10 protein-coding genes are annotated in these 11903 nt (G+C 55.6%); 4 read left to right on the forward strand and 6 right to left on the reverse strand.

The genetic code is table 11. From position 1 onward, the window contains the following. Window positions 1-85 precede the first annotated feature (85 nt). The 3 genes from lldD to lldP are packed head-to-tail and all read right to left on the reverse strand — an operon-like array spanning window position 86 to window position 3695. Complete coding sequence (gene lldD / locus ACOTX5_RS18495) at window positions 86-1273, reverse strand: FMN-dependent L-lactate dehydrogenase LldD (RefSeq protein ID WP_015572772.1); 1188 nt, start codon at window positions 1271-1273, stop codon at window positions 86-88. Then, window positions 1270-2043, reverse strand: a complete 774-nt coding sequence (gene lldR / locus ACOTX5_RS18500) for a transcriptional regulator LldR (RefSeq protein WP_006808630.1) — start codon at window positions 2041-2043, stop codon at window positions 1270-1272. The genes lldD and lldR overlap by 4 nt, the downstream gene beginning before the upstream one ends. Further along, complete coding sequence (gene lldP, locus ACOTX5_RS18505; protein WP_003860175.1) at window positions 2040-3695, reverse strand: L-lactate permease; 1656 nt, start codon at window positions 3693-3695, stop codon at window positions 2040-2042. Before lldP ends, lldR begins: the two co-directional genes overlap by 4 nt. 1098 nt (window positions 3696-4793) lie before the next feature. Between lldP and ACOTX5_RS18510 the strand changes: the two genes are divergently transcribed. The 4 genes from ACOTX5_RS18510 to ACOTX5_RS18525 are packed head-to-tail and all read left to right on the forward strand — an operon-like array spanning window position 4794 to window position 9669. Continuing rightward, window positions 4794-5375: a fimbrial protein gene (locus ACOTX5_RS18510; RefSeq protein ID WP_015572771.1), complete on the forward strand. Its 582-nt coding sequence runs from the start codon at window positions 4794-4796 to the stop codon at window positions 5373-5375. A 30-nt stretch (window positions 5376-5405) separates the two neighbouring features. Further along, window positions 5406-6080 carry a fimbrial biogenesis chaperone gene (locus ACOTX5_RS18515; RefSeq protein ID WP_045911847.1) on the forward strand — a complete coding sequence of 225 codons (675 nt, stop codon included), beginning with the start codon at window positions 5406-5408 and terminating at the stop codon, window positions 6078-6080. A 4-nt stretch (window positions 6081-6084) separates the two neighbouring features. Then, complete coding sequence (locus tag ACOTX5_RS18520) at window positions 6085-8565, forward strand: fimbria/pilus outer membrane usher protein (RefSeq protein WP_052703914.1); 2481 nt, start codon at window positions 6085-6087, stop codon at window positions 8563-8565. Between the two features lie 9 nt (window positions 8566-8574). Next, on the forward strand, window positions 8575-9669 hold the full coding sequence (locus ACOTX5_RS18525) for a fimbrial protein (RefSeq protein ID WP_015572768.1): 1095 nt from the start codon (window positions 8575-8577) through the stop codon (window positions 9667-9669). Window positions 9670-9701: 32 nt separating this feature from the next. Here ACOTX5_RS18525 and ACOTX5_RS18530 read toward each other — a convergent pair whose 3' ends face one another. Genes ACOTX5_RS18530 through mtlD form a run of 3 tightly spaced genes read right to left on the reverse strand, consistent with a single transcriptional unit; the run spans window position 9702 to window position 11858 of the window. Then, window positions 9702-10064 (reverse strand): YibL family ribosome-associated protein, encoded by a 363-nt coding sequence (locus ACOTX5_RS18530; protein ID WP_015572767.1) that lies wholly within the window; start codon window positions 10062-10064, stop codon window positions 9702-9704. 58 nt (window positions 10065-10122) lie between these two features. Further along, complete coding sequence (mtlR, locus tag ACOTX5_RS18535; protein ID WP_045911846.1) at window positions 10123-10713, reverse strand: mannitol operon repressor MtlR; 591 nt, start codon at window positions 10711-10713, stop codon at window positions 10123-10125. Then, window positions 10710-11858, reverse strand: coding sequence for a mannitol-1-phosphate 5-dehydrogenase (gene mtlD, locus ACOTX5_RS18540; RefSeq protein ID WP_045911845.1), 1149 nt, complete (start codon window positions 11856-11858; stop codon window positions 10710-10712). Before mtlD ends, mtlR begins: the two co-directional genes overlap by 4 nt. Window positions 11859-11903: the final 45 nt, after the last annotated feature.

Here is an 11903-nt window from a genome sequence, read left to right on the forward strand (position 1 = left end):
AATGTTACGCAGGTGTTATTTTCGACAAAAAAAGCGCCCGAGGGGGAAGTCGGGCGCGGAAGAAGGGGAGGCTAACCGGGGGAGATCAGGCCGCGTTTCCCTGAGAAAGAGGGGCCAGCGCCGCAGGCAGCTTACTGAGCTCCTGCACCAGCGAGTCTTTGCTGATTTCACCGATTGTTTTCGCACCGGTCAGCGTCATCGCCACCTTCATCTCTTTCTCGATCAGGTTCAGCAGATTCGCCACGCCCGCCTGGCCGCTGGTGGCCAGCGCGTACAGGTAAGCACGGCCCAGCAGCACGCTGTCCGCGCCCAGGGCGATCATGCGCACCACGTCCAGCCCGTTACGGATGCCGCTGTCGGCCAGGATCGCAATATCGCCTTTCACCGCATCGGCAATGGCCGGCAGGGCGCGGGCGGAGGAGAGCACCCCGTCAAGCTGGCGGCCACCATGGTTAGAGACCACGATCCCATCGGCGCCAAAACGTACCGCGTCGCGGGCATCTTCCGGGTCGAGGATCCCTTTGATCACCATCGGGCCGTCCCAGAATTCGCGGATCCACTCCAGGTCTTTCCATGAGATAGATGGATCGAAATTGTTCGCCAGCCAGCCGATGTAATCTTCCAGCCCGGTCGGTTTACCCAGGTAGGCCGAAATATTGCCCAGATCGTGCGGACGGCCGTTCACGCCCACATCCCACGCCCACTGCGGGTGCGTCACCGCCTGCCAGTAACGGCGCAGGGCCGCGTTAGGGCCGCTCATGCCGGAGTGGGCGTCGCGGTAGCGCGCGCCGGGGGTCGGCATGTCGACGGTAAAGACCAGCGTTGAGCAGCCCGCCGCTTTGGCGCGCTCCAGTGCGTTGCGCATAAAACCGCGATCGCGCAGGACGTACAGCTGGAACCACATCGGGCGCTTGATGGTCGGGGCGACTTCTTCAATCGGGCAGACGGACACGGTGGAAAGGGTAAACGGAATGCCTTTGGCATCTGCGGCGGCGGCGGCCTGCACTTCACCGCGACGGGCATACATGCCGCATAAACCGACAGGTGCGAGCGCTACCGGCATGGAGAGCGTTTCGTTAAACAGCTTCGTCTCAAGGCTCAGGTCAGACATATTCTTCAGCACGCGCTGGCGCAGGGCCACCTCCGACAGGTCTTCCACGTTGCGGCGCAGGGTGTATTCGGCATACGCCCCGCCGTCAATGTAGTGGAACAGGAACGGGGGCAAAATGCGCTGCGCCGCGGCGCGATAATCACTGGCTGCTGAAATAATCATGCTTTGTTCTCCCTGGAAATATCACTCTCGCCAGGCAGACGGGTAATACGCGCCTGTCGGGCCTGATCTTCATCGAATCGTTTAATGGTGGTATGCACGAAGCCGAGATGCGCCATCATCGCCTTGCGCGCGGCCTCGGCATCACCGGCCAGAATGGCGTTGAGCACCGCCTCGTGCTGTTCGGTCAGCTGAGCAAACACCGGCGGGACCAGATACATGCGCTGGCGGCTCTGCTTCACGGAGGATTGCAGCAGGTCGAAGAACCCGCGCATGGTTTGCAGCAGCACCACGTTGTGCGAGGCCTCGGCAATCGCCAGATGGAACCGCACGTCCGCCTGGGAGGCGATGTCCGGGTCGCTGCTTTGCGTGGCTTCAAAACAGGCTTTGAGCTTCTCTTTGTCGGCGTCGGTTGCCCGCATCGCCGCGTGCCACGCTGTACTGGTTTCGATGGCGTGACGCGCTTCGAGGATGTCGAAGCTGTAGTCCGGGTCGTTTTCCATCAGCGTCTTCAGCGGCTGCACGATGTTTTGTTCGGACCAGTCGTCATGCTGCCAGCGCACGAAGGTGCCGCCGCCGCGACGGCTCAGCAGCACCCCTTCACTAACCAGCGTCGCCAGCGCCTCGCGCAGTGAGTTGCGCGACACGCCAAGCTGAGCGGCAAGCTGACGCTCGGCGGGCAATCTCATGCCCGCTTCCAGCTGTTGTTCTTCTATCAGCGCCCGTACGCGAGTGGCAATCTCGTCGGACAGGCGTCTGGGCATCACTATCATGGAATCATCCAGGTTAAGACATAGGCCTGCAATGTGGTGATCACGCCCACCATGCAGGTAAATATCAGGCTGTGTTTAACGGTAAAGCGGAACAGATCCGACTCTTTGCCTACCAGCCCCACCGCGGCACAGGCAATGGCGATGGACTGCGGCGAGATCATCTTCCCGGTCACGCCGCCGGTGGTGTTCGCGGCGACCAGCAGCACGTCCGAGACGCCAATCTGCTGCGCAGCCGTGGCCTGTAGGGCGGCAAACAGGGCGTTAGATGACGTATCTGAACCAGTCAGGAACACCCCCAGCCAGCCGAGGAACGGCGAGAAGAAGGTAAACGCGTGGCCGGTATGCGCCAGCGCTAACGCCAGCGTCGACGACAGGCCGGAGTAGTTCGAAATAAACGCGAACGCCAGCACCATGCCGATGGAGTAAATCGGCAGCATCAGCTCTTTAATCGTCGCCGCAAAGGTCTGCACCGCGGCGGCAGGCTTCATGCGCAGCCACACTACGGAAAGGATAGCGGCAAACAGGATGGCCGTGCCGGTGGCTGAGAACCAGTCGAACTTAAACACTGCCGCATATGGCGTGGCGTCGTGCACCACCGGCGGCATACGGGCGACCATTTTGTCGAGGAACGGCACGGAGATATTAATCACCATGTCGTACAGCGCGCCGCCCGGGGCGAACAGTGCTTTAAACGGCGGAATGCTCCACAGCGTCACGGTGGCGGTCAGGAACAGGAACGGTGACCATGCGCGCACAATCTGTCCGGCGGTATAGCCGGTGCGCGCCAGCGTCTGATCCACATGTGAGGCACCCATATCGGCAAAGCGGAAGATGCGCACCGGCTGCCAGCGTTTCAGGAACAGCGTCAGACAGACCAGCGACACCAGGGAAGAGATGATGTCCGGCAGTTCCGGGCCGAGGAAGTTGGAGCTGAGATACTGGGCAATGGCGAACGAACCGCCCGCTACCATCACCGCAGGCCAGGTCTCCTTCACGCCGCGCCAGCCGTCCATAATCGCCATGATCCAGAACAGCACGATAATGGTCAGGAACGGCAGCTGGCGACCTACCATCTGGCCGATCTCGAAGCTGTCCAGCCCGGTCACCTGGCCCGCCACCAGAATCGGAATGCCCATCGCGCCAAACGCCACCGGGGCGGTGTTCACAATCAGGCACAGGCCAGCGGCATACAGCGGGTTAAAGCCCAGCCCGACCAGCAGAGCGGCGGTGATCGCCACCGGCGCGCCAAATCCTGCCGCCCCTTCAAGGAACGCCCCGAAGGAGAAACCGACAATCAGCATCTGTAAACGCTGGTCCGGTGTAATAGAGAGAATCGACGAGCGAATAATGTCGAACTGCCCGGTTTTGACCGAGATTTTGTAGACAAAGACGGCGGCGATGATGATCCACGCAATCGGCCACAGGCCGTAGAAGAAACCATACACCACGGAGGCCAGCGCGCGATCGACCGGCATTTTATAGAAGAACAGCGCTACCAGCAGGGCGATGGCAACGGTGTACGTTGCGGCAAGGTAGCCCTTCAGCTTGAGCTTTATCAGCGCAAAGAAGAAGAACAGGATCGGTAGCGATGCGATCAGGCTCGACAGCCAGATATTCCCGGCCGGATCGTAGTTTTGTTGCCAGAGGCTCATGCAGGTCTCCTGAGGACCACACAGGTGTTCGTCGGGTGAGTCTCTGCTCATCTCAGCGTCACACTTAGTGTAAAAGTGGTCCATCCAATATTGTGATGTAGGGTTAATGGCAATAAATGGTTAACCAAGTGTTGCTATTCGGCAATGGTTTTGTGAAGTGGAGCATCAAAACTGTGAACGATGGATAGCTTTGCGCATGATTGGTAGGACCAAACCCGCAAAATTAACTCACCGTGTGCGTTGGGAGCGGTAGTCAGGTGGAGAGCATTACATTCGTTTTTGAGCAGATACGACGCGTAAAAGATGTTGAATAAAATGGGGAGGTGATAATATTACGTGAATTGAATGAGGTTTGTTTGCTTTATTTGTGTTTTTGAAAAGCTGTATATATGTGAGCAGAGTGATTTATTTCCTATAAATAAAATTTTTTTTGGTTAAAAATGCGAAATCTAAGCTGTAGCAAAAAATTTTAATTAAGGTAAATTTCACATATAGATTTTAACAGTGTATTACAAACGATCAATTGCTGATCGATAAAGAAATATCCTGTTTAACCGTGATTTTTCAGGATAAAGGGCAAGAATTTTTTGCTGAAGTGACATTTTTTGGCTAATAATATTCTGAAATAAATTGATCAAACAATGATCAGTTGGCTCTCTTGTAATTTAGTTACGGTATTAAAAGCAAATTAATAATTATCAGGGCAATCGAAAGGGGTTAAATTTGTTAGCTGAGTGTTAATTCCAGAGTGTTTACAGACGCGGCGTACTGCTTTTCAATACGTAGACGCTAAAAGGCATATGATTTACTATTTATTCAGAAGCAACGTTACAGAAGACATTAAATTTATTACTAACCACAACGTATTCAGTGTTATTTTCGGCCAGAAGTCATTTCCTCAGTTGCAGGATATCTGTGTATGGCCTTCTGAAAATATACGGATTATCACCATGGGATGGACCCTGCTTTATTCTATAAGGTCGCGTCACCCATTCTGCTAAAACCCTTTTGGTGGCGTTTTTAAATCCTTATAGCGGTTATTGTACCTGGTACAACAAGTCTATATCTGTTTAATTTACAGAGGGGAAAGTGTTCCAAATGAAAATCAAAAATGTGGCGCTGGCGATTGCCGCGGCGGGGCTGCTGTTATCTTCTCAATCAGTACTGGCAAGCAGTGATTCTGGCGTTAATGCTTCCCTGGATACAGGCGCTGGCTCGCAGAGTACAGGCGGCGTGATCAACTTTACCGGGAAAATCACTCTTATTTCCTGTGATATTACCCCTGCGTCAAAAAGCAAAACGGTAGACCTCGGCGCGTGGGCGAAAAGCTACTTCGACGATCACAGCGAAACGACGCCGCGTGAGTTCAAAATCAACGTAGAGAACTGCCCGGAGACGGTTGAATCTGTTGCGGTACTGTTTGACGGAACCAAAGATACGGTGAATGACACACTTCTACAGGTTACCCCAGGCGAAGGTATGGCGACGGGCGTCGGCGTGAAGCTTTATAACAGCGATCGCAGCACCGCGATTAAACCGGGTACGGTATCTGAAACAACCGCACCGGATGCTGAAGGCAATGCTGAATTAACGTTTTATGCCTCTCTCGACAAAGACGGGTCGGAAATTAACGCGGGCGACGTCAATGCCGTTTCCAACTTCCTGATGGTTTATAACTGATTTCACTCTCAGCCACCTCCAGAGATAATAATGATGAAACGTTTATCGTATATTATGCTCACTGCATTAATGGTTAGTTCTGCGTCAGTTTCCGCTGGCGTTGTAATGGGGGGAACACGGATCGTATACCCACAACACAGCAAGGAGGTGGCATTTTCTGTTTCTAATATGGAAAGTGCGGTTCCCTATCTTATTCAGTCGTGGGTTGAAGGGGATGGACAGGGTAAAAATAACGCTGCGCCATTTATTGTCACACCACCTCTGTTCAGACTTGATCCGGAGCAGACCAACACGCTGCGTATTCAATATACCGGCGCTCCGCTGCCCACAGATCGTGAATCTGTATTCTGGCTCGATATTAAAGCGATTGCGCCAAAGCCAAAAGAGAGCAGCAACGAATTACAAGTTAACGTTAAATCGAAATTTAAAATTTTCTATCGCCCGGACAATCTGAAAGGGGACGCTGCCACTGCCTGGCAGAAAATAACGTTTTCGCGGACAGGAAAAGGGCTTAAGGCCGCCAACCCGACGCCATACTACGTCTCTTTTTATCGGCTGTCCGTTGGCGGGCATAAAATTGAGCAGCCGGGCATGATCGGTCCAGGGGAAACCCGTGAATGGCCTGTGTCCGCTTCCGGGGGCGTAAGCTGGTCGGCTATTAATGATTTTGGTGCCATCACCGCCACCCACACCCAGCCTCTTTAAGACCATGTCTTTTCGCCTGTTTCGTTACGCGCCGCTTTCGGTGTTGCTGCTTAGCTTCAGCCGCGCGGGGATGGCCGAGGATTACTTTGATCCCGCCGCGCTGGAGCTTTCCTCTACCGAACAGAAAACGGCGGATCTGCACTATTTCTCTGAAAAGGGCGGGCAGATGCCAGGCACCTGGCTCGTGACGCTGGAGATTAACGGACGCGAGGAGCGGCATCAGGAGATCACCTTCGTCAATGAGAAAGGCAGCCTGCAACCCGTTTTTAGCGTATCGCTGCTGGAAGCGCTTGGGGTGAATGTCAGGGCCATTCCTGCATTCTCACGGTTGCGGGAGGGAGAAACGTTCACGCACCTCGCGGATTTCATTCCGGCAGCGCGAACCTCCTATGATTTCAACCAGCAGCGTCTCTTTCTCAGCCTGCCGCAGGCGGCGATGAAACACCGCAGCCGTGGCTACGTGCCGCAGTCGCAGTGGGACGATGGTATCCCGGCGGCATTTACTGATTACAGTCTGTCGGGCGGCCAGGCACATCATCAGCGTGGCGTCACGACATCCAGCTATCTGAGCCTGCGTAACGGTATCAATCTGGGGGCGTGGCGGTTGCGCAACACCTCCGCCTGGAGCCACAGCGACGCGGGCGGCGACCATTTTCAGTCGCAAAGTAGCTGGCTGACCCGGGATATTCGCCGTCTTAACAGCCAGCTACGGATCGGCGATGCCTGGACCGCAGGCGACGTCTTCGATAGCGTGGCGTTTCGCGGGGTACAGCTTACATCAAGCGAAAGCATGTTGCCCGACAGCCAGCGCGGCTTCGCACCAACCATCCGCGGCGTCGCACACAGCTTCGCTAAAGTCTCCGTTTCGCAAAATGGCTATGTGATCTATGAAACCTGGGTGGCCGCCGGGCCATTTATCATTAACGATCTGTTCCCCGGCGCACAAAGTGGCGATCTACAGGTGACGGTCACGGAAAGTGACGGCTCAACGCGCGTCTTTACCCAACCCTATTCTGCGGTGCCGTTTATGCGACGCCTGGGCAGCCTGAAATACAGCCTCAACGCCGGACGATTTCACTCCGGCTCCGGCGATGCGCGTTCACCTGAGTTTGTTGAAGGCGCTTTCTTCTACGGCCTGCTCTCGAGGATGACGGTGTATGGCGGCTTTCGTACGGCGAGCAACTATCAGGCCGGTGCAATTGGCGTAGGCAGAGGGTTTGGCGCATTTGGCTCGCTGGGCATTGACGATACGCTGGCAAAAAGCCGTTTACCCAATGGCAAAAGCGCGATGGGGCAGGCGTGGCGCATTCAGTATCAGAAAGATTTCAGCGCTACCGGCACCGCCTTCAACCTGGCGAGTTATCGCTATGCCTCGCGCAATTACTATGAATTCAGTGAACTGAATCAGTCTGACAGCCAACAGCTGCAACTCAATAATCGCCGTAGCCGCTCGCAGGTCACCTTCTCACAGACGCTGGGTCAGTTCGGCAGCCTCAGCGTCTCGGCATGGATGCAGGATTACTGGCATACGTCCGGGCAGGATAAAACCATCCACATTGGCTGGTACACCAGCTGGCGAGGCATTACCTGGGGCGCGGGGTATGACTACACCGACTCAGCGCTTGAGCAGCATCCCGATCGTACCGTGTCGTTTAACGTCAATGTTCCGCTTGGTCACTGGTTACCGGACAGCTCGGTCAGTTACTTCATCAACCACAACAATCGTGGGATGACCACGCAGCAGGTGTCACTCAACGGCAGTGCGCTGGCGAATCGCAACCTTAATTACAGCGTTCAGCAGAGTAAGGCCAGCGAGGGACAAGCCGACAGTACCAGCCTGGCGCTGCAATACAACGGTGGCTACGGCAACGTCAGCCTCGGTTATGACCACAGCCGAAGCGGTAGCAACGCGAGCCTCGGACTCGCCGGAGGCGTTATCGCCACGCAGTATGGCGTCACGCTTAGCCAGCCGCTGGGCGATACCGTCGCCCTGCTAAGCGTGCCCGGCGCGGCGAACGTTGAGCCGGAGGGCTACAACGGGATCCATACCGACAGCCGCGGCTATGCGGTCATGCCAACGCTCTCGGCGTACCGCAAAAATACCGTCAGTCTTGATACGGCGACGCTGGGTGAGAACGTCGACGTTGAGCAGAGCGGTCTGACGCTCATTCCCACCAGCGGCGCGGTGGTGCTGGCCAATTACAAAACCCACATTGGTTATCGCGTTCTGTTTTCCCTGCGCTACCACGGCGAACCGTTGCCGTTTGGCGCGCAGGCTGAAGTGGTGGAGCAGAACCGCCATTCTGCAAACCGAAGCATGGTCGCTGACGGCGGTCAGGCCTACCTGAGCGGGGTACCAGAGCGCGGCACCCTGCGCGTCAGCTGGTATCAGGACGGGGAGCAGCAGCAATGCCAGACACCTTTCAGACTGGGGAAAGCTCATATGGCCCCCGGTATCGCCACGCTATCCGTTGAGTGCCATTAGAGGAATATCATGCGTCGTTTTATTCACTGGTTTTTCTACCTGAGCCTTCTTTCGCTTTTTGGCATGCTGAGTTTTCATGCCCATGCTCAGACCTCATCTTGCCGCACCACGCGCGATCAGTGGGTCGTTCAGGTGCCCTACGCCATAGGGTATGCGCCCGGCACGGCGGACTGGACGCCGATATCTGCGCCGATACAGTCTACCGGGGCGGATTTCTACAGCTGTGATGGCGGGAATGATGCCTGGCGTAGTATCGGCTTTGTCGACGTGGATAACCCCGTCGGCACCGTGGTTGGTGAAGACGGTGCGTCACGTCACGTCTATAAAACTCAGATCGACGGCATCGGCTATGCGCTGGGGTTCCGGGAACAGCAGTACTGCGGCGCCGATGCGGTACGCTATATTGACGGCACAAGTCAGGTGAATGGCAATGAGTCCCGGCGCATTTGCGACGCATCGCAAAACCCCGCCTTTGCCAGCGCCTCAATGTATAAAATGCAGTTCTGGGTGGTGTTTTACAAAATTCCAACGACCAGCGCCATGCCTGACGATAACGCCAATTCCCAGGAGCAAAATGTCGGATCGCTGATATTGCAGGCGGGAGAAAATCAAGCCAGCGCCACCAACGTGGCGACACCGGTACAGATCCATCTCGCCAGCTTCACCGTCAGGCGTACCAGCTGTTCAGTGGGCTCTCGCAGCATTCTTGTTCCCATGGGGAGCGTGAGCCAGCGTGAATTTCATGGCATAGGCTCCCGCGCCGGAGGCGGACGCTTCAGCATTCCGGTGACCTGCGAAAATAACACGGCGGTGAAGATGGGGTTCTTTGGCGATACCACGCCGGGCAACGATCGGGCGCTGGCGTTGACGAAGCAGGAGGATAGCGCCAGCGGTGTCGGGATCGAACTGCTTTACGGTGACAATACCGGTTCGGTTCAGGGGCAGGTGGTACCGTGGAACACCCCACAGGTGTCAGCATTTGGGCAAGTGGGGGATAACCAGACGCAAACCTTCTGGTTTGATGCGCATTACCTTCAGACGGAAGAGAACGTGACGGCGGGAAAAGCGGATGCGATGGCGACGTTTAACCTGATTTACAACTGAGTTTCCCCTGCCGCAGCGGCAGGGGAGGACGATCAGAACGCGGTCTTACAAAAACCCGTCATCTCTTTCAGGCCCATTTCGCGACCAAGCTCAGTCATCGGGTGCACCACCACCAGGCCACGGACGCTTTTCTTCAGCTTGCCCATGTCGGCCTGCTCTTTTTTGGTGATCGCGCGGCGATGCGGCATGTTCATCAGCTTCTGCGCTTCTTTACTCAGCTTCTGGCCTTTCACTTCGCGCAGGCGTTCAATTTCCGCCTCCAGCTTCACGGACTCTTTTTCCAGCTCGGCATATTTCTCGGCAGAATCGACCAGGGAGAGGCCAGCCATCTGATGGCGGATCAGATCCAGACGGTCGCTCAGGCGTTTAATTTCGTTCTTTTCGACTTCTTTCATGACAAATAACTCTGAAAACGGGGAATTTACAGGGAAGGATACACCAATGTGTGCGGGCTTACTTCTGAAACGCTTTTTTTAAGCTGATTTTAGAAATCAGCTCAGTCAGGGAAAGCACCATGGTGGAGCGCACAACCTGTTGATAACGCAGCTTTTGCATCGCGTACAGCTCAGGGTCGCTGTTATCAAACTGAGGTGCGGGAGGGAGCGCGGATACGCAGTGCAGTTCGCCGAAGGGGCCCAGTATCTCATCATCAGTAAAGGTGTACTCATTACCGTCATGATTGAGCTCTTCGCGCAGCGCCATTAACAGCTCGGCGTCTTCATACTCCTGGCGGTTCAGCACGCCAAGACCGTAAATCAGCTTCAGCCGTACCGATAAATCGCCCAGCGGTCCGTCTCCGTCCAGTAACGGTTCTACAGCATACTTTACCGCGTAGTCGTCTTTGCGAAACACCTGAAGCACCAGAATGTTCACCGCCTCGGTTAACAGCTCGACGGCGGCAATCAGGAAACTCCGTACGGTTTTGCCAGCATTCAGACGCTCAAGCACACGATTTTCAAAGGCCTGGGTTTGTTCCATTATTGCCTGCATATCTGACAATCTGTTATTCGGGCGCAGGCTAACCTGCGCCGGACTCTGGATCATTTGGTTGCGTTGTATGCGCTGACCGCCTCCGCAACTACGTCACTGTTGGCATCCAGACCGGAGATCTGCGCCAGCGCAGCCTGCGCGCCTTTGTCATCAATCAGCTGAGCCAGCTCAATCGCCTGCGGGTCCTGCTCGCTGCGGTAGTGCATGGCGGCAGCGATGCCCTTCACCAGGTTAGCGTGCGGCAGGCCGTATTCCAGCGTGCCCAGCAGCGGTTTAATCAGGCGGTCGCCCGCGCTTAGTTTACGCAGCGGCTGACGACCCACGCGCTCAACGTCATCTTTCAGATACGGGTTTTCAAAACGACCGAGGATTTTCTGGATGTATGCTGCGTGTTTATCAGCATCAAAACCGTAGCGTTTGATCAGCACCGCGCCGCTCTCTTCCATTGCCCCTTTGACCACCGCACGGATGTTCTCATCGAGGATCGCGTCACGAATCGTCTGATGACCGGCCAATTTTCCGAGGTACGCGGTTATAGCATGCCCGGTGTTCAGCGTGAAGAGTTTACGTTCGACAAATGCCATCAGGTTATCGGTTAATTCCATTCCCGGAATGGTCGGCAGCGCGCCCTTAAACTGGGTTTTATCCACGATCCACTCGCTGAAGGTTTCCACGGTCACTTCCAGCGGATCGTTGGTGGCGGATGCTGAAGGCGGAACGATGCGATCCACGGCGGAATCCACAAAACCTACGTGCGCTTCAACCCAGGCTTTATCTTCGTCTGCGACGGTCGCAAGAACGTGGCCTTTCAGCTGCGTGGTGCCGCGCACCATGTTTTCACAGGCGATGATGTTCAGCGGCGTTTCAACGCCCTGTGCTTTACGCTTCGCCAGGCCTTTCGCGACCGCCGGGGCGATACGCTCAAGCACCACCGGACCCACGGCGGTGGTGACCAGATCAACGCTCGCGATGAGGTCAATCACGTCGTCGCCAATGCTGCTTACCGCGTTGACGCCAGAGACCGTTTCAACCTGTTCGTTTTCACCCACCACGTGAACCTGATAGCTATGACGGGCATTCAGGGCATCCAGAACCATCTGATTCACATCGGCGAATGTCAGGGTAATGCCCGCGTCTGCCAGCAGTTTACCGATAAAGCCACGACCGATATTACCTGCGCCAAAATGTAATGCTTTCATAGTGTTAACCTTCATCAATGTTTTTACCCGAGAGGGCTGGGGTGA

Source organism: Enterobacter cloacae complex sp. IR5441, from assembly GCF_049238215.1.
Classification (GTDB): Bacteria; Pseudomonadota; Gammaproteobacteria; order Enterobacterales; family Enterobacteriaceae; genus Enterobacter; species Enterobacter hormaechei_C.